The sequence below is a fragment of the Streptomyces sp. FH025 genome (genome assembly GCF_017427025.1).
Taxonomy (GTDB): domain Bacteria; phylum Actinomycetota; class Actinomycetes; order Streptomycetales; family Streptomycetaceae; genus Kitasatospora.
Genome location: NZ_JAFLNG010000083.1, coordinates 1 through 17,746, shown reverse-complemented (window position 1 = coordinate 17,746; position 17,746 = coordinate 1). Strand labels below are relative to the sequence as shown.

Annotated in this window: 14 protein-coding genes; 9 read left to right on the top strand and 5 right to left on the bottom strand. The window is 74.6% G+C overall.

Annotation, left to right across the window (positions count from 1 at the left end; genetic code table 11):
* The 4 genes from J0670_RS09150 to J0670_RS09135 all read left to right on the top strand — a co-directional run.
* Positions 1 to 642: hydrolase (locus tag J0670_RS09150; RefSeq protein WP_207810946.1), on the top strand; the 642-nt coding region annotated here is incomplete at its 5' end.
* Between the two features lie 49 nt (positions 643 to 691).
* On the top strand, positions 692 to 1,216 hold the full coding sequence (locus J0670_RS09145; protein WP_207810945.1) for a DoxX family protein: 525 nt from the start codon (positions 692 to 694) through the stop codon (positions 1,214 to 1,216).
* A complete protein-coding gene (locus J0670_RS09140) occupies positions 1,197 to 1,919 on the top strand; it encodes a YoaK family protein (protein ID WP_207810944.1) in 723 nt (240 codons plus the stop codon). Before J0670_RS09145 ends, J0670_RS09140 begins: the two co-directional genes overlap by 20 nt.
* A gap of 72 nt (positions 1,920 to 1,991) precedes the next feature.
* Positions 1,992 to 2,903 carry a VOC family protein gene (locus J0670_RS09135; RefSeq protein WP_243436759.1) on the top strand — a complete coding sequence of 304 codons (912 nt, stop codon included), beginning with the start codon at positions 1,992 to 1,994 and terminating at the stop codon, positions 2,901 to 2,903.
* Positions 2,904 to 2,910: 7 nt separating this feature from the next.
* Here the strand turns inward: J0670_RS09135 and J0670_RS09130 are convergent, their stop codons facing one another.
* The 4 genes from J0670_RS09130 to J0670_RS09115 all read right to left on the bottom strand — a co-directional run bounded on the left by J0670_RS09130 (position 2,911) and on the right by J0670_RS09115 (position 9,016).
* A complete protein-coding gene (locus J0670_RS09130) occupies positions 2,911 to 3,933 on the bottom strand; it encodes a helix-turn-helix domain-containing protein (RefSeq protein ID WP_207810943.1) in 1,023 nt (340 codons plus the stop codon).
* Positions 3,934 to 4,019: 86 nt separating this feature from the next.
* Positions 4,020 to 5,015 carry an alpha/beta hydrolase gene (locus tag J0670_RS09125; protein WP_243436758.1) on the bottom strand — a complete coding sequence of 332 codons (996 nt, stop codon included), beginning with the start codon at positions 5,013 to 5,015 and terminating at the stop codon, positions 4,020 to 4,022.
* A gap of 164 nt (positions 5,016 to 5,179) precedes the next feature.
* The gene (locus tag J0670_RS09120) at positions 5,180 to 6,139 is read right to left on the bottom strand and encodes a helix-turn-helix domain-containing protein (RefSeq protein WP_307806451.1); all 960 of its coding nucleotides are present in this window, start codon (positions 6,137 to 6,139) and stop codon (positions 5,180 to 5,182) included.
* Positions 6,140 to 6,277: 138 nt separating this feature from the next.
* Positions 6,278 to 9,016, bottom strand: coding sequence for a BREX system ATP-binding domain-containing protein (locus J0670_RS09115; RefSeq protein WP_307806450.1), 2,739 nt, complete (start codon positions 9,014 to 9,016; stop codon positions 6,278 to 6,280).
* A 300-nt stretch (positions 9,017 to 9,316) separates the two neighbouring features.
* On the opposite strand from J0670_RS09115, the gene J0670_RS09110 reads away from it, so the two are divergent.
* Positions 9,317 to 10,321 (top strand): hypothetical protein, encoded by a 1,005-nt coding sequence (locus tag J0670_RS09110; RefSeq protein WP_207810941.1) that lies wholly within the window; start codon positions 9,317 to 9,319, stop codon positions 10,319 to 10,321.
* Positions 10,321 to 11,670 (top strand): cytochrome P450, encoded by a 1,350-nt coding sequence (locus J0670_RS09105; RefSeq protein ID WP_207810940.1) that lies wholly within the window; start codon positions 10,321 to 10,323, stop codon positions 11,668 to 11,670. The genes J0670_RS09110 and J0670_RS09105 overlap by 1 nt, the downstream gene beginning before the upstream one ends.
* A 208-nt stretch (positions 11,671 to 11,878) precedes the next feature.
* Here the strand turns inward: J0670_RS09105 and J0670_RS09100 are convergent, their stop codons facing one another.
* Positions 11,879 to 12,640: an alpha/beta hydrolase gene (locus J0670_RS09100; RefSeq protein ID WP_207810939.1), complete on the bottom strand. Its 762-nt coding sequence runs from the start codon at positions 12,638 to 12,640 to the stop codon at positions 11,879 to 11,881.
* Between the two features lie 416 nt (positions 12,641 to 13,056).
* Here J0670_RS09100 and abc-f point away from each other — a divergent pair, with 416 nt between their 5' ends.
* The 3 genes from abc-f to J0670_RS09085 all read left to right on the top strand — a co-directional run bounded on the left by abc-f (position 13,057) and on the right by J0670_RS09085 (position 17,653).
* On the top strand, positions 13,057 to 14,691 hold the full coding sequence (gene abc-f / locus J0670_RS09095) for a ribosomal protection-like ABC-F family protein (RefSeq protein WP_207810938.1): 1,635 nt from the start codon (positions 13,057 to 13,059) through the stop codon (positions 14,689 to 14,691).
* A gap of 126 nt (positions 14,692 to 14,817) precedes the next feature.
* Positions 14,818 to 16,491, top strand: coding sequence for an ABC-F family ATP-binding cassette domain-containing protein (locus J0670_RS09090; RefSeq protein ID WP_207810937.1), 1,674 nt, complete (start codon positions 14,818 to 14,820; stop codon positions 16,489 to 16,491).
* Positions 16,492 to 16,597: 106 nt separating this feature from the next.
* Positions 16,598 to 17,653 (top strand): NAD(P)-dependent oxidoreductase, encoded by a 1,056-nt coding sequence (locus tag J0670_RS09085; RefSeq protein ID WP_207810936.1) that lies wholly within the window; start codon positions 16,598 to 16,600, stop codon positions 17,651 to 17,653.
* Positions 17,654 to 17,746 lie beyond the last annotated feature (93 nt).

The window sequence follows — 17,746 nt, the reverse complement described above, 5'->3', positions numbered from 1 at the left end:
AGCGCCACCCCCAGCCCCGACCTGCTCACTCCGGACAACGCCGTGATGCTGTTCGTGGACCACCAGCCGCAGATGTTCTTCGGCACCGGCAGCGGCGACCGCGTCGCGATCATCAACGCCACCGTCGGCCTCGCCAAGGCCGCCCGGGCCTTCGAGGTGCCGACCGTCCTGACCACCGTCGCCGCCGAGTCCTTCTCCGGCCCGCTCCTGCCGCAGCTGGCGGCGGTCTTCCCCAAGGCCGAGATCCTCGACCGCACCTCGATGAACGCCTGGGAGGACGAGGCGGTCGTCGAGGCGGTCAAGGCCACCGGCCGCGGCAAGGTCGTCATAGCCGGCCTGTGGACCGAGGTCTGCCTGGTCCTGCCCGTCCTGTCCATGATCGACCAGGGCTACGAGGTCTACGTCGTCACCGACGCCTCCGGCGGCGTCTCCCCGAAGGCCCACGAGCACGCCATCCAGCGGATGACGCAGGCCGGCGCGGTGCCGGTCACCTGGCTCCAGGTGCTGCTGGAGCTCCAGCGCGACTGGGCCCGGACGGAGACCTACGGCGTCGTCACCGACATCGTCAAGGAGCACGCCGGTGCGTACGGCCTGGGCGTCGTCTACGCGCACAGCATGATCGGCGAGCACGCCGCGGGCTGAGTCGGCACCGCACCAGAAGCACAGGGACCAGGAACAGGAACAGGACACGATGGATACCGGACTGCTGATCCTCCGCGTGGTGGTGGGCCTGCTCATCGCCGGGCACGGGATACAGAAGGTGAGCTACCGCCTAGGGGGCAACGGCCTCGTCGGCGGGACGGAGGAGTTCCGGCACGACGGGTTCCGCGGCGGGACGCTCACCGCGCTCGCCGCGGGCGCCGGACAGATCGGTGCGGGCCTGTTCCTGGCCCTGGGCGCGCTCACCCCGCCGGCGGCCATGGTCGCCATGGGGGTGATGACGGTCGCCATGACCGTCAAACTGCCGCACGGGCTCTGGGTGCAGAACGACGGCTACGAGTACCCGTTGGTGCTGGTCGTCACCGCGGGGGCCCTCGCCCTCACCGGCCCGGGCCGGTGGTCCGTCGACCACGCCGTCGGCCTGACCGCCTGGCCGCTCTGGCTGTCGGCCGCGGCCGTCGTGCTCGGCCCGGTGAGCGGGCTGCTCACCCGCGTGGTGCTGCACCGTCCGTCGACGCCCGGAAAGGCTGCGGCCGTTGCGCGCCCTGCTGACTGACGCCCTGCGCACCCTCGCCCCGCCGCGCACCGACCGGCACGGGCCGCTGCCGCCGCTGATGCTCCTGCTGACGGTGGCGACCGGGGTGGTCGACGCCGTGAGCTACCTCGGTCTCGGGCACGTCTTCGTCGCCAACATGACCGGCAACGTGGTCTTCCTCGGGTTCGCCCTGGCGGGGGCCCCGGGGCTGTCGGCCGTGAACTCGCTGGTCTCGCTCGCGGCCTTCCTGGCCGGCGCGCTCGTCGGCGGACGGCTCGGCAGCCGGACGGCCCACCGCGGGCGCCTGCTGGCCATCGCGACCGGCCTCCAGACCGCCCTGACCATCGGCGCCGCCGTCACCGCCGCGCTCGCGGACGGCGGCGCCGACTACGCCCTGATCGTCCTGCTGGGCCTGGGCATGGGCCTCCAGAACGCGGTGGCCCGGCGGATCGCCGTGCCCGACCTGACCACCACCGTGCTCACCCTCACCCTGACCGGCATCGCCGCCGACTCGACGGCGGCCGGGGGCGCGGCGCCGCGCCCGGGGCGCCGGATCCTCTCCGCGCTGGCCATGCTGCTCGGCGGCCTCGCCGGCGCGGCGCTGGTCCTGCACGGGCAGCTCGCCACCGCCCTCGCCCTGGCCGCCCTGCTGCTCCTGGCCACGGCGCTGGCCGCCCACCGGGTCTCGGCTCCCGACGCCCACTGGGCTCCGCCGACGACCTGAGCGCCCCACCGCACCGTCACGTTCCCCGGAACGACAGTCAGAACGACAGATCAGACCGACAGGAGGTCCCCCATGATGCGACGCTTCGCCCGACGCCTCGTCCCGCTCGCCGCGGCGATCGCCGCGCTGACGGCCGTACCCGCCGCCTCGGCGGCCCAGCCCGCACCGGCCGCTCGCCACACGTTCGCCGTCGGCCCGCAGTACGACTCCACCCACGTGTACGTCGAACCGGGCACCGAGCAGGCCTTCGCGGCCAGTTGGGTCGCCACCTTCGGCGGCAGCACGATCGGGCCGAACGCCACCCAGGTGACGCCCACCCCCAGCCGGACGCTCTCCGAGCTGGTGGTCTCCCCGGTCGGCACGCTCTCGGTGTTCGACTACACCACGCCCGTCCCGTACCCGTTCGGCACCGAGCGCACCGGCTGGCTGGTCACCGACCTCGACCAGGCCGTCCGCGCCGCCCGCGCCGACGGAGCGGCCGTCACCGTGGCGCCGTTCGCCGACCCGATCGGCCGGGACGCCGTCATCCAGTTCCCCGGCGGCATCAACGCCCAGCTCTACGTGCACACCACCCCGCCCTCCTACCCCGAGCTGGCCAGCGTCCCGGAGAACCGGCTCTACCTGTCCCCGGACTCGGTCGGCGCCTTCCTGAACAGCTACCTCGCCTTCACCAAGGGCCGCATCGTCTCCGACGACCGACGGGCCGACGGCGCCGCGATCGGACTGCCCGGGACCACCTACCGGCTGCTGCGCCTCACCTCCGGCTTCGGCACCACCACCGTCGCCGTGACGGACGGCCACCTGCCGTACCCGTTCGGCCGGGAGCTCACCGGCTACGGCGTCGCCGACCTCGGCGCCACCCTGGAACGGGCGACGGCCGCAGGCGCGTCGGTGCTGTGGGGGCCGGTCACCACGGGCGGCCGGACCAGCGCGATGGTGCGGTTCCCCGGCGGCTACGTCGCGGAGCTGCACACCGACCGCTGAGTGGCGGTCACACCGCGATGCCGCTGCCGGGTGGGGGAACGACCCCGCCCGGCAGCGGCGCGTTCGCCGTGGTGGCGGCCGTCCGGACGCAGGCCTGCCACTCGCGCGGGGAGAGCCCGTAGGCGGCCCGGAACGCCCGGCTGAGGTGACTGGCGCTCACGAAGCCCCACCGGGCGGCGACCGCCGCCACGGTCGTCCGGCCCTCCGCCGAGCGGGCCAGGTCACGGCGGCACGCGTCCAGCCTCTGGCGCTGGATCCAGCGGGCCACCGTCACCTCCTCGAAGCGGAAGAGCTTGTGCAGGTACCGCACGGACATGTGGTGGGCGGCCGCGATGCGCTCCGGTGTGAGGTCCGGGTCACCCAGGTGGCGCAAGATGTGCTCCTTCACCCGGGCCAGGGTGGCCAGGGCCACCTCGGGCGCGTCCGGTACGGACCGGCCGCGGCGTTCGTGCGCGAGCACCGCGAGCAGGTCGAGCGCCGTGGCGGCGAGCCAGGAGGCCAGCTGCGGCTCCATGGCGTCGGCCGACCGGGAGAGGCACTCCAGATAGGCGGCCACCAGGCGGGCGGTGTCGTCGCGGGTGTCGAAGGCCGTCGCGGTGAGCACCCGCAGGTCCTCCTCGGTGAGCCCCACGGCCGAGCGCGGCCAGTGGAAGGCCGTGAAGACGAAGGGCTCCGGCAGCTCCTTGGCGAACGGCCGCCCGGCGTCGGAGATCGCGAAGGCGCCCGGGCGCAGTTCCACCTGACGGCCGTCCTGGAGGAGCCGGGCGGTGCCGCGGTGGTGCAGCGCCAGGGTGAGGTGGTCCTCCCCGCCCCGGGCGATCAGGCCCGCGCTGCGCTCGACCCGCTGCGGGCCGGCCTGGACCAGGGAGACCTGTACGGCGCCCAGCCGGTGGCTGGTGATCGTCGCGGGGGCGGGAGCGTCCTCGCACAGGGCGACGTCGAGCGGGATGAAGGTGCGGGAGACGGCCTCGTGCCAGTACTCGGCGCGGTCGGTGGGCGGCACCCCTGCGGTGTCGAGAACGACGGACATCGGTGCTCCTCCTCGGTGGTCGGTCGGGGCCCACCTGCTCGCCGGCTCAGCTGCTCAGCTGCTCAGCTGCTCCGTTGCTCCGCTGCTCACCAGAACCGGCTGTGCAGGGCGACGTGCACGGTGTCGACGGCCTGGATCAGCGCGGCGCGGGCGGTGCCGGTGGGGCGGAGCGCGTCGAGCAGCAGGAAGCCGTGCACGGCGCCCTGGTAGCGCGTCGCCACCACCGGCACGCCCGCCGCGCGGAGCCTGGCCGCGTAGGCCTCGCCCTCGTCCCGCAGGACGTCGGCCTCGGCGGTGACGACGAGGGCCGGGGGAAGCCCGGTGAGCTGGTCCAGGGAGGCGCGCAGGGGCGCGGCGGTGGCCTCGCCCCTGCGCTGCGGCTCGGGCAGGTAGTCGTCCCAGAACCGGCGCATGTGGTCGCGGTGCAGGAAGTACCCCGTCGCGAACCGGTGGTAGGAGGGGGTGTCGAAGTCGGCGTCGGTCACCGGGCAGAGCAGCACCTGATGGACGAGCGGCACGTCACCGCGCCGGCGGGCCAGCAGGGTCAGCGCCGCCACCAGGTTGGCCCCCGCGGAGTCGCCGACGGCGGCCATCCGCCGCCCCTCCAGTCCGAGCTCGTGGCCGTGCGCGTGGATCCAGCGGGCGACCGCGTAGCACTGTTCGACGGCCACCGGGTAGCGCGCCTCGGGGGCCCGGTCGTAGTCGACGTACACCACGGCGGCGTCGGTGCCCAGGGCGAAGTCCCGGACCATCCGGCCGTAGCAGGCGGCGTCACCGAGCGACCAGCCGAGGCCGGACAGGAACAGCACCACGGGGCTCGGCTCGGCGGCGCCCACGGGTCTGGTCACCTGGACGCGCACCCGCCCGGTCGGGCCGCAGGGCAGGGTGAGCCACTCCATGGTGACGCCGTACGGGTCATCCGGGTCATCACCGCCCGGCGCGTCGTTCGGTGGCTCTCCGGGGGCGAGGAAGGAGAGATCCGGCAGCTCCGTCGCGGGCCGGCCGGCCCGGGTGTCCAGGAACTCCTGGAGCACCCGGTCGAGCACCGGGCGCCGCTCGGGCACGGGGGTGGGGTCGGACAACTCTCTGCTCCTGGCTTCGGTCGGAACGGCGCGGTGGCGCCCGGCACACCGCTCGACCGTACTGGTGGGTCGGCGGTGGCACTGGCCCGGCCGTGCACGGATCGCGGCCGTTCGGCGGGCTGGTGGCCGGCGGTCGGCGGGTGGCCGGTCGGTCGGACGGCCCGTCAGCCGGGGTCGTCCGGTTCGAGCGCGCGCCACTCGCGTGGCGAGACGCCGTAGGCGGCCCGGAAGCTCCGGCTGAAGTGCGCCGGGTTGACGAAGCCCCACCGCTGGGCGACGGCCGACACGGTCGGGACGGTACGGCCGCGACGGCCGAGCTCGCGGGCGCAGGCCTCCAGACGGCGCTGCTGGATGAGCCGGCTCACCGTCACCCCCTCGTGTTCGAATAGCCGGTGCAGGTACCGCACCGAGATGTGGTGGGCCCGCGCGATCCGCTCGGGCGTCAGCTCCGGGTCGCCCAACCGGTGGTCGATGTACTCCCGCACCCGCCGGACGAGGCCCCCGTGCGGGTCGTCCGGCTCGTCCGCCGTCCGCCCGTCCGCCAGTTGGACGACCAGCGCGCTCACCAGGTCGGCGACGTTGCCGGCCAACCGGTCGCCGACCGCTGCGGGGAGCGAGTCCGCGGACGCGGCCAGGACGCCGAGGAAGGGCGCGAGCACCGGCCCGCAGCCGTCCATGGCGCCGACGGCGGCCCCGGCCGCGTGCCGCAGGTCGCGCTCCGGCACGCCCAGCAGCCGGCGCGGCAGGTGGAACAGGTGGGTGCGGAAGCGCTCCGGGTAGTCGACGGCGTACGGCCGTGCCGTGTCGTACAGCACCAGCCCGCCCGGTAGCACCTCAGCCCGGCGCCCGTCCTGCTCCAGCACGGCGCGGCCCGACACCTGCAGCCCCACCCCGACCTGCGGCTCGGCGCCCGGGGCCCGCGCGATCAGGTCGGCCGTACGGGAGAGGCGGGCGGCGTCCGCCTCCAGGGTGGAGATCCGTACGTACCCGAGTCGGTGCGACTCCACGAGCCCGTCGAACGGCCGCCCGGTGAGCGGAAGGACCTCCACCGGCACCAGTGTGCGCGACACCGCTCCGCTCCAGAACGCCGCCTTCTCCTCGTCCACGACCGACGCGGTCGTCACCCGCACGCCCATCTGACCGCCCTTCCGCCGAAGTCCTGCGATCCCACCCTGGACTTCGGCGGCGGCGGCCCGTTAGGTCATCTGACTGTCGTATTAAAGAAGGGGTGTTCCGGCTTAAAGAGGGGGTGTTCCGGCACGTCAGCCGTGGTCGAGGGCGTGGGCGAGCGCGGCCCGCGAGGTGATGCCGAGCTTGGGGAAGATCTTGTAGAGGTGGGCCGCGACGGTTCGGGGCGACAGCTGGAGCTGGCGGCCGATCTCCTTGTTGGTCAGCCCCGTCGCGGCGAGCCTGGCGATGCGCAGTTCCTGCCCGGTGAGGCCGGCGGGCCGGGCGGCCGGTCCGCCCGGCGGCGGCGCCACGGGGTCTCCGGCGGCCCGCAGTTCCGCCTCGCACTGGCGGGCCCAGGGGTCCGCCTGGAGGCGGCGGAACACGTGGTGGGCCGCGCGCAGCGCCTCCCGGGCCCCGGGCCGGTGGCGTCGGCGCAGCCACGCGCCGTGGGCGAGCCGCAGCCGGGCGAGGTCGAACACCCACCGCTCGGCGCCCGGGACGGCGTAGGCGGCGCGGTAGGCCGCGTCGACCTCGTCGTCGGCGGCCGACGCGGTGGCGGCGACGGCGGCGGCGGCCGCGAGCAGGAAGGCGTGGCGGCCGGATATCTCCGCGGTCCGCGCGGAGCGCGCCGCGTCCAGGTGGGCCCGGGCCTCCTCCTGGCGGCCGGTGTGCACGGCGGCCGTCACCAGGTCGAGGACCAGGGCGTGGTGCCAGGGCGGGCCGCTGGGCAGGTGTCCGGGCGGGGTGAGGTCGCAGAAGTGCGCGTAGGCCTCCTCGTAGCGCCGGTGGGCGAGCGCGGCCAGGCCGCGCAGGTGGGTCAGGCGGTCGAGGACGTAGCGCATCCGGGCCCGGGTGGCGGCCGGCCGGACGGCCTGTTCGACCTCCCGCAGTCCGGCCTCGTCGCCCCGGCCGGCCAGGAAGTGGGCGTAGTACTGACGGAACATCAGTGCGTTGGTGTGGTAGCCGAGCTCGTCGGCGATCTCGGCCTCGCGCAGGCAGACCGCCGAGCGGTCCCAGTGCCCGAACAGGAAGTCCTGGTGGCACTTGGCCTTCGCCACCGAGCCCTGGGTGGCGTAGCCGTGCAGCCCGGTGAAGCTCCGCCACAGGTCGCCCTCGGGGCAGTCGAGCGCCGAGGCGGTCCACAGCAGGAGCCAGGCCGCGCCGGCCCCCTGTTCCTCGGTCATGGCCTCGGCGACCGTCCGCAGCGCGTCGGCGGCCTGCGGGCCCGGGTCGGTCCAGGCCCGCAGGCACAGCCGGCCCGCCTCCGAGACGTGCTCCCGGTGCCGTTCCAGGGCGCGCCACGCCCAGGGGTCGTCGGTGTAGCTGGCGGCCAGCAGCAGCTTGAAGTAGGCCTGTTCGACCAGCCCGCCGAAGGTGTCGGCGCCCGGGGCGGTCAGCGCGTCGAGGGCCGCGGGCAGCAGCGCGGCGGAGGACTCGAAGTCGACGTGGTGGCTCTGGTCGGCGTAGACCACCGCGTACGCGAAGAGCGGGGCGACGTCCTGCGGCACCGAACTGGACTTCAACTCCTCCACCAGGGAGGCGGTGTGGCGCAGCTGCCCGCCGCGCGCGGACATGACCGCGGCCCAGGTGAGCCTGCGGACGCGGTCGCAGGAGCTGGGGCTGAGCGCGGCGGCGCGTTCGACCAGGAGTGCCCCCTCCGCGTCGCCGCCCCTGCGGGCGAGCTCGCGGCCGGCCTGCTCCAGGCGGTGCGCGAGGTCCTCGTCGGGCAGCAGCGCGGCGGACGCCTCGTGGACCAGCCGTCGGGGGTCGTCGGGCGCGAGGGCTTCGGACAGGGCCCGGTGCGCCTCGCGGCGCGCGGTGTCGGTGGCCGAGGAGACGACGGCGGTACGGACCAGGGGGTGCCGGAACACCAGCTGCCCGGAGGCGTCGAGCCGGGCCAGGCCGTCCGCTTCTATCCGTTCCAGGATCTCCCGCGCGTTGTCGTCCGCGAGGGCCCGCAGCCACTCGCCGCTGCCGGACTCCGGACCGGTGGCCAGCGCGCCGAGCAGCAGGAGGCGGCCGACCTCGGGCGTCACCGCGCCCAGCCGGTCGGCGAACATCCGCTCCAGCTTCCGCCCCAGCGGCAGCCGTTCGGGCAGTGGAGCGGCCCCGCGCTGCTGGGCGGCCGCGAGTTGGCGCGGCAGTTCCACCAGCGCCAGCGGGTTTCCGTCCGCCTCGGCCAGGACCCGGTCCCGGGCGGGTGCGGCCAGGTCGGGGTAGCGGGCGGCCAGCAGCAGCGCCGCGTCCGTCCGGGGCAGGGCCCGCACGTCGACGGTCTCGGCCGACCACGTCTGGACGGACGGCCCGTCCGGGCGGGTGGCGGCGACGATCACCACCGGCAGTTCGGCGCAGCGCCGGTGCAGGAAGGCGAAGACGGTCGCGCTGGAGGAGTCGATCCAGTGCAGGTCGTCGAGGAGGAGCAGCACCGGGGCGGTCCGCACCGCCTCCTCCAGCAGCACCAGCGCGGCGGCGCCGACGGCGAACCCGCTCGGTGTGCCGGCCCGGACGCCGAGCGCGCTCTCCAGGGCGTCCCGCTGGTGCGCGGACAGGGCGTGGGAGCGTTGGAGCAGCGAGCGGAACGCCTGGTGGAGGGCGCCGAACGCGAGGTCCGTCTCCGCCTCCGCGCCGACCGCCCGCAGGACGGTGAATCCTCGCTCGCGCGCCGCGCGTTCCACCCAGGCCAGCAGCGTGCTCTTTCCGACGCCCGCCTCGCCGCGCAGCACCACCGTGGAGCCGCTCGCGCCGTCCACGGCCTGGACCAGTGCCGCCGTCAGCTGCTCCGTCTCCCGCTGCCGCCCGACCACGACCGGAACCCGCCCGTCCGCCGCCACTCTCTCTCCCCTTCGGGTGTCCGCCCGACCCGCTCTGCGGGCACCCAAGGGTATAGCCCGCCAGAACACCCCGGCACTACGGCGTGTACGGCTCCCGGCGCGCAGCGTGCCCGGGGGCCCGGCGGGGTGGGGCGACCGGCGGTGCGCTGAGGGTCAACTACCGGTGCGCACGCGGTCCACCGCCCCGCACCGCACCGGATTAGTCTCGGCCTCCCTCCCCGTCGGGCCGGGAGCCCGGCGCGATCGTCGCGGGGCACGGAAGCCGGCCGCGACCCCAACCAGACGAAGGCCGGCAGAGCGATGACCGATCTCCACGGCGGGCGACCGCGCAGCACCCCGGACGGCCTGTGGTGCCCCTTCCCGTCCCTGATCAACCCGCACGCCGACCGGGCAAACCGGCAGAGCCTGGCCTGGCTGGCACGCCACCGGCTGCTGGACGGGCAGCCGCACCGGGCGGACCGGATCGCACGCCAGCGCAGCGGCCACCTGGCCGCACGGACCAACCCCGAGGTGCCCGCCGACCTGCTGCACCTGCTGTCGGACTGGTACGTGTGGCTCTTCGCCTTCGACGACGGCTACTGCGAGGACCGTGAACGCGGCAGCCGCCCGGCGGAGTTGGCGCGCACGACCGCCCTGCTGGCCCGGGTGCTCGACACCGGGGCCGCCGAAGGCGCCGAAGCCGATCTGGACGCTCCGGCCCGCCCCTTCGCGGCGGCCCTGCGGGAGTTACGGGAGCGGGTCGCCGCACAGGCCTCGCCGTCGCAGCTGTTCCGCTGGGAGTGTTCGGTCCGCGACTACCTCCACGCCCAGGTGTGGGAGGCCGCGAACCGCGAGGCCGCACGGGTGCCGGGGCCCGCCGAGTACGTGGCGATGCGCCGGCACGCGGGAGCGACGTACACCTGCCTCGCCCTGGTCGACGTCGCGGCGGGCTACGAACTGCCGCCGGCCGAGGCCGACGGCCCCGCGCTGCGCCGGCTGAGGGACATCACCGCGAACCTGGTGAGCTGGGACAACGACCTGTACTCCCATGCCAAGGAGACGGCGGGCGGCCAGGGCCGGCACAACCTGGTCGAGGTGCTCGCCCACGACCGCCGCTGTTCGTCGGCCGAGGCCCGCGAGCCCGCCGTCGCCCTGCGCGACGCCGAGATGGCCGCGTTCGTCGAGCTCAGCCGGTCCGTCGGCGCCACCGGTGGTCCCGCGACAGCGGCGTACGCGCGCAGCCTCGGGCTGTGGCTGCGGGGGCACATCGAATGGTCCCGCGACAGCTCGCGGTTCGACGCGCCCGATTCCGCGGCGAGGCACTGATGGCCGAGGACGACGCCGTGCCCACCGGAGTGCCGGACGCTCCGGGCCGACTGCCCCTGCTCGGGCACCTGGTGCCGCTGACCACCCGTCCGCTGCCCTTCCTGCGATCTCTGGCCGACCACGGCCCCGTGGTGCGGATCCACCTGTGGCGACGGCCGGTCCACGTGCTCACCACGCCCGAGCTCGTCCACCGGCTGCTCGTCCAGGACGCCTCGAACACCGAGAAGGGCTTCGTCTTCGACAAGGCCCGCGGGCTGCTGGGCAACGGACTGTTCACCTCCGAGGGGGCTTTCCACCTCCGTCAGCGGCGCCTGGTCCAACCGGCCTTCCACCGTGACCGCATCCGCCGCTACACCGAGGCGGCCGCGCGTCGGGCGGTGGCGGAGGTGTCCCGCTGGGAGCCCGGGCGGCCGCTGCCGATCGACCGACGGATGCACGAACTCGCCCGGGACATCGTGGTGGAGGCCCTGTTCGCCACCAGTCTGAGCCCCGTCCAGAAGGACCGGATCGACCGGGCCGTACCCGTGGTCCTCACCGGATTCGTCCGACGGGCGCTCTACCCCACCGCCCGGCTGGAGAGGCTGCCCGTCCCGGCCAACCTGCGCTTCGACGCGGCGGTCCGCGACCTGCGCACCGTCGTCGACGAGATCGTCACGGACGCACTCCCCCACCGAGGCCCGGACAGCACCCTGCTGACCCTGCTGCTGACCGCCCGGGACGAGGACACGGGCCACGCGATGGAGCCGGAGCAGGTCCGGGACGAAGCGGTCTCCCTGCTGCTGGCCGGCACCGAGACGACCGCCACCACACTCGCCTGGCTGTTCCACGAACTCGCCCGACACCCCGGCCTCCAGGACGAGTTGGCCGAGGAGGTGCGCGCCGTCGCCGCCGACGGCACCGTGCCCTGGAGCGAACTGCCACGCCTGGAACGCACCCGGCAGGCCCTCAGCGAGACCCTCCGGCTCCACACCCCCAACTGGATCCTGATGCGCCGGGCGGCGGCCCCGCTGGAGTACGCCGGTGCGCACCTGCCCCGGGGCACGGAGATCCTCTTCAGCCCCGCCGCACTGCACCGCTCCCCGCGCCTCTACCCGGACCCCCTGCGCTTCGACCCCGACCGCTGGCGCCACCCCGGGGACCACACCGCCCCCAAACTGTTCATCCCCTTCGGCGCCGGCCGCCACAAGTGCGTCGGCGAATCCTTCGCCTGGCCCGAGATGCTCGTCATCGCCGCCGCCGTCCTGGCCCACTGGCGACTCGGACCCGCCACCGCCACCCCCGTCCGGGAGGCCACCACCTCGGCCACCGTCCAGCCTCGGGGCCCCCAACTCATCGCCGTCCCACGGTAGTCGGCGCCCTGCCGCACGCCGGCCGACGGATCGCGCTTACCCGGGAGTGCGCCTGCGCGGGCTCGCGCGGGCGCACTCGGATGTCGCCGGCGCTCGGACGGCGGTGGCGTTGACGGTGACGGGGATGTCGCCCCGGGCCGCCTTGGAGCAGGGGCGGATCCGGTGGGCGGCGCCAGGGCCTTTGCCCCGCCGGCCCTGATGCCCGCGTTCAGTCCTGTGCGGTCACGGCCTCGACGCCGTTGGCGGCCAGCCAGGCGAGGACGTGGTCGGCGACCGAGCGCCAGCCGCTGTCGAACACCAGGGAGTGCCCCCGGTCGGCGAACTGCTTCAGGTCCGTCACGGCGGAGGAGTCGCCGTGGAGCTTGTAGATCGAGCGGGTCGCGCCGTCCGGGACCATCCGGTCCTCCTGGCCGGAGACCAGCAGCAGCGGTCCGCGCGCCGGATCGGCCGTGTCCACGACGGTGTCGGCCGGCCCGGCGGCGGTGCGGTCGAGTCCGAGGTCCGCGAGCAGCCGGAGCGGGGCCGGGACGGCGTACCGGTCGAAGAGCTTCGCGGCCTCCTCCTCACCGACCGCGTTGGCGACGAGGTGCCGGAACCAGGTCCGGGACAGCGGCTCGAAGCACAGGCGCCGCGTCGAACCGGCCGGCAGCGGCGCGAGGGCCACGGCGGCGCGGCCGAGGCCTGCGCCGAGGAGGTGCTGGGCGATGAGACCGCCGACCGAATGCCCGATGAGCACCGGCGGGTTGTCGAAGGAACGCACGATCTCCTCGTAGTGGGCCGTCAGCGCGGCGAGCCCGAGGTCACCCAGCGGGCCCGGTTTGCGGCGGACCCGGTCGGCGGCGAGGTCCTCGCCGGGCCAGCCCGGGGCGCTCACCGCGTAACCGTGCGAGGCGAACCGTTCGGCCCAGCCCTCCCAGGAGGACAGGTGGAACCACGCACCGTGGATGAGGACGACGGGAGTTCGCTTCATGACCGGACCTCCGATGGCACACGACGACCCGCCGGCGTTGCGGCGCTCCTTCGAGGATCAACGAGCGGTAGCCCAGCGGGAACAGTCATATGACTGGCCGTCACATACTGATTCGGCCGCCCCCGGCACGGCTCAGCGCGACGTTCAACGAGTCGACGCGGCAGGGCCGGTGAAATTCCCGGCAGGCGGCGAGCGACATCTGTTAGAGTGCGTGCGACCTGAAATTCGTGTGATCGAGGAGTGGCAGACGTGGCGGGTGACGACGACATCTCCGGGTGAGATCCGGATCTGACGGCCACCGGCCGGTGCTCCAGGAGTGCCGCAGCCGAAGTGGTCCGCTTCGTCGTACCCCTTTCCCGTGTCTGCCCAGGGCAGAGCTCTCAGTCCTGCCCTCAGTCTCCTTCGAGGTCACCTCCATGTCCGACGCCGCTGTCGTCTGCTCGAACGTCTCCTTCGCCTGGCCCGACGACACCCCGGTCTTCCAGGACCTGTCCTTCACCGTGCCCGCCGGCCGGACCGGGCTGGTCGCCCCCAACGGCGCCGGCAAGAGCACCCTGCTCAAGCTGATCGCCGGCGAACTCCAGCCCTCCACCGGCTCGTTGACCGTGGTCGGAAAGCTCGGCCACCTCCGCCAGAGCCTCCCCCTGACCTCCGGCCTCACCGTCGCCGAGGTGCTCGACATCGCCGACATCGTCCGGGCCATCGACGCCGTGGAGTCCGGCGACGTCGACGAACGGCACTTCACCACCATCGGCGACGACTGGGACATCGAGGAGCGCACCCGCGCCCAGCTCGACCGCCTCGGCCTGGGCCACCTCACCTTGGACCGCAGCCTGAGCACGCTCAGCGGCGGCCAGATCGTCTCCCTCGGCCTCGCCGCCCAACTCCTCAAGCGCCCGGACGTGCTGCTGCTCGACGAACCGACCAACAACCTCGACGCGGAGGCCCGGCACAAGCTCTACGACGTGCTGGAGGACTTCAACGGCTGCCTCCTCCTGGTCAGCCACGACCGCGCGCTGCTCGACCGCATGAACCACATCGCCGAACTCGGCAGCAGCGAACTGCGCTTCTACGGCGGCAACTTCACCGCGTACGAGGAGGCCGTGCGGGCCGAGCAGGAGGTCGCCGAGAAGAACGTCCGCAACGCCGAGCAGGAGCTGAAGCGGGAGAAGCGGGAGATGCAGCAGGCCCGCGAGCGCGCCGAACGCCGCGCGAGCAACGCCGCCCGCAACCTCAAGAACGCCGGTCTGCCCCGCATCTTCGCCGGCACCATGAAGCGCGGCGCACAGGAGTCCGCGGGCCGCGCGGGCCAGATGCACGCGTCCCGGGTCAGCGAGGCCAAGGCCCGGCTCGACGAGGCCGGGCGCGCCCTGCGCGAGGAGCAGCGCCTCTCCCTGGACCTGCCCGACACCCGGGTGCCCGCCGGGCGCAACCTCTTCCTCGGCGAGGGCCTCCAGGTGCGCCACGCCGACCGGGCCGTGTTCGCGGACGGCGGCGTCGATCTGAGCATCCGCGGCCCCGAGCGCATCGCGCTGACCGGCCCCAACGGCGCGGGGAAGTCCACGCTGCTGCGCCTGGTCACCGGCGACCTCACTCCGGACGACGGGCGGATCACGCGCAGCGACGGCCGGATCGCCTACCTCTCGCAGCGCCTGGACCTGCTGGACCTCGACCGCACGGTGGCGGAGAACTTCGCCGCGTTCGCCCCCGAGCGGCCCGAGGCGGAGCGGATGAACCTGCTGGCCCGATTCCTGTTCCGCGGCGCCAGGGCCCACCTGCCCGTGGGGGTGCTCTCCGGCGGCGAACGGTTGCGCGCCACCCTGGCCTGCGTGCTGTGCGCGGAGCCGGCCCCGCACCTGCTGCTGCTCGACGAGCCGACCAACAACCTCGACCTGATCAGCGCGGGCCAGCTGGAGAGCGCCCTCAACTCCTACCAGGGCGCCTTCCTGGTGGTCAGTCACGACGAACGGTTCCTCGCCGAGATCGGGGTGGACCGCTGGCTGCGGCTCGCCGACGGGGCACTGAAGGAGACGGGCGCCCCCACGGTGTGAACCTCCGGCGTGCGACCCGGCCCGCACCCGAGGCTCCGTGCCCGGCGGGCCTCGGGCCCGTCCTCAGGCCGCCGCGAACGGCGGCTTGAGGACGGGCCCGCCACCACCCACCTCGGAAGGATCCCCGTGCTCCAGCACGCCCTGCTCGCCCACGACGTCGTCCGCAGCCTCGGTGGCCGACGCGTCCTCGACGGCGTCTGCCTGACCGCCTCCCCCGGCCACCGCATCGGCCTGATCGGGGAGAACGGCGCCGGCAAGTCCACCCTGCTCCGGGTGCTCGCCGGCCTCGACGAACCCGACGCGGGAAGCGTCTCGCGCCCCGACGACCTCGGTTTCCTGCACCAGGAGCTGCCCTTCGACGCCGACGCGACCATCGGCACCGTCCTGGACGAGGCGCTGCGCGAGGCCCGTGAGGACCTCGCCGAGCTCGACCGGCTCGGCGAAGACATCGCCCGCGCCCCGGAGGGCGCCCCCGGTCACGCGGAGCTCCTCGCCGCCTACGGCAGGCGGCTCGAGCAGGCCCAGCACCGCGAGTCCTGGGACGCCGACCGCCGCGCGGCCCTGGTGCTGGACGGGCTGGGCCTCGGCGCGTTCGGGCACGACCGCACACTCGGTTCGCTGTCCGGCGGGCAGCGCGGCCGCCTGGCCCTGGCCGCGCTGCTCGTCCGGCGGCCGTCCGCGCTGCTGCTGGACGAGCCGACCAACCACCTCGACGACGGCGCCGCCGCCTTCCTGGAGGAGCAACTCCGCGGCCTGCCGGGCACCGTGGTGGTCGCCTCCCACGACCGCGCGTTCCTCGACGCGGTCTGCACCGATCTGGTCGACCTCGACCCGGCGGTGGGCGGACCGGTCCGCTACGGCGGCAACTACAGCGCCTACGTGGGCGAGAAGACCGCGGAGCGGGAGCGCTGGGAGCGGCGGTACGCCGAGGAGCAGCAGGAGCTGGCGGAGCTGCGCCACTCGGCCGGGGTGACCGCGAGCCGGGTCGCGCCGGACCGGGGGCCGCGCGACAACGAGAAGATGGGCTACGGCCACCGGGCGGGCCGGGTGCAGAGCCAGATCTCCCGCCGGGTGCGCAACGCCACCCGGCGGCTGGAGGAACTGGAGCGCACGCAGCTCCCCGAGCCGCCGCGCCCGCTGCGGTTCGCGGCCGGCGCCCTGGCCGCGCACGCCGAGGAGGGCCCGCGGCCCCTGGTGTCGCTCCGGGACGTCCGGGTGCCCGGTCGGCTCGCGCTGGACGCCCTGGAGGTGTCGGCGGCCGACCGGCTGCTGGTCACCGGCGGCAACGGCACCGGCAAGTCGACGCTGCTCGCCGTCCTCGCCGGGCGCCTCGCCGCCGAGGGCACGGTCCGCCGGCGCCACCGGCTGACGGTGGGTCTCCTCACCCAGGACACCGTGTTCGACCGGCCCGACCGCACGGTCCACGACACCTACGGGCTGGCGCTGGGCCCCGCCCGGGCCGAGGAGGTGCCGCTGGGCTCGCTCGGTCTTCTGCCTGAGGAGGACCTGGGCAAGCCCGTCGGCAGCCTGTCCGTCGGGCAGCGCCGACGGCTCGCGCTGGCCCTCCTCCTGGCGCACCCGCCCCAGTTGCTGCTGCTCGACGAACCCACCAACCACCTCTCCCCGCGCCTGTGCGACGAACTGGAGGAAGCCCTGGGAACCGGCCCCGGCGCGATCGTCCTCGCCAGCCACGACCGCTGGCTGCGCCGGCGCTGGCAGGGCCGCGAGCTGCGGCTGGAACCGGCCGGGGCGTCTTCCGTTGCGCGGTGTCGCCGCTCACCGGTGCCCGGTTCCGTCTAGCGCTGAGCGCGCACGACCGCCGGGTGGCGTCCCAGGCCTTACCGATGCATGACGCGACCACCGCCTTCGGCGGTTCGGCCGTCATGGCCCGGTAGCGTCACCGGTCATGAGGATTCTGGTCACCGGCGGCGCCGGGTTCATCGGTTCGGCGGTCGTCCGGGGCCTCGTGGCGGCGGGCCACGAGGTCCGCGTCCTGGACGCGCTGCTTCCCGCCGTGCATCCCTCGGGGCTGCCTCCTCTGCTGCCCGCGGGGGTGGACTTCCGGCACGGGGACGTCCGGGACCGGGCCGCGGTCGAGGGGGCGCTGGCCGGAGTGGACGCGGTCTGTCATCAGGCGGCCATGGTGGGCCTGGGGTCGGACCTCGACGACGCGCCCGCCTACGCGGGCTGCAACGACCTGGGAACCGCGGTGCTGCTCGCCGCGATGGCACGCTCGGGCGTGCTCGACCTCGTCCTCGCCGGATCCATGGTGGTCTACGGCGAGGGCCGCTACCGGTGCCCCCTGCACGGCGACGTCGCCCCCGGTCCGCGGCGCCCGGACGAGCTGGACGCCGGCCGGTTCGAGCCGCCGTGCCCGCGCTGCGGCTCCGAACTCCTCCCCGGGCTGGTGGCGGAGGACGCTCCGACGGACCCGCGCAGCGTGTACGCGGCGACGAAGCTCGCCCAGGAGCACTTGGCCGCCGCCTGGGCCCGGGCCTGCGGAGGCCGCGTCCTGACACTGCGCTACCACAACGTCTACGGCCCCGGGATGCCGCGCGACACCCCGTACGCCGGGGTGGCGTCGCTGTTCCGCTCGGCCCTGGCCCGGGGTGAGGCGCCCCGGGTCTTCGAGGACGGCGGGCAGCGCCGGGACTTCGTCCACGTGGAGGACGTCGCCGCCGCGAACCTCGCCGCGCTGGCGGCGGTCGGCGACCGCCCGCCGGGCAGCGCCCGGGCCCACAACGTGGGCAGCGGAGAGATCCGTACGATCGGGGAGATGGCGCGGGCGCTCGCCTCCGCCCACGGCGGGCCGACCCCTGTGGTGACCGGCGAGTACCGGCTCGGCGACGTCCGGCACATCACCGCGGACTCCTCCCGGATCCGTACGGAGCTCGGGTGGCGGGCCCGGGTCTCCTTCGCGGACGGGATGGTGGAGTTCGCGGCGGCGCCGCAGCGGGTGTGACGGCGCCGCGGTAGTTCGCACCGTCGCTTTCTGTACGATCCCCCGGACGGGTCGAGCCGCGCCGACGTGGCACTTCCGTAAGGGCGCGGTTCG

What these genes read in the sequence shown, in the direction of transcription:
- J0670_RS09145 (WP_207810945.1), top strand. Translation starts at nt 692, where the DNA reads ATGGATACCGGACTGCTGATCCTCCGCGTGGTGGTGGGCCTGCTCATC.
- J0670_RS09135 (WP_243436759.1), top strand. Translation starts at nt 1,992, where the DNA reads ATGATGCGACGCTTCGCCCGACGCCTCGTCCCGCTCGCCGCGGCGATC.
- J0670_RS09130 (WP_207810943.1), bottom strand. Translation starts at nt 3,933, where the DNA reads ATGTCCGTCGTTCTCGACACCGCAGGGGTGCCGCCCACCGACCGCGCC.
- J0670_RS09110 (WP_207810941.1), top strand. Translation starts at nt 9,317, where the DNA reads ATGACCGATCTCCACGGCGGGCGACCGCGCAGCACCCCGGACGGCCTG.
- J0670_RS09105 (WP_207810940.1), top strand. Translation starts at nt 10,321, where the DNA reads ATGGCCGAGGACGACGCCGTGCCCACCGGAGTGCCGGACGCTCCGGGC.
- J0670_RS09100 (WP_207810939.1), bottom strand. Translation starts at nt 12,640, where the DNA reads ATGAAGCGAACTCCCGTCGTCCTCATCCACGGTGCGTGGTTCCACCTG.
- abc-f (WP_207810938.1), top strand. Translation starts at nt 13,057, where the DNA reads ATGTCCGACGCCGCTGTCGTCTGCTCGAACGTCTCCTTCGCCTGGCCC.
- J0670_RS09085 (WP_207810936.1), top strand. Translation starts at nt 16,598, where the DNA reads ATGAGGATTCTGGTCACCGGCGGCGCCGGGTTCATCGGTTCGGCGGTC.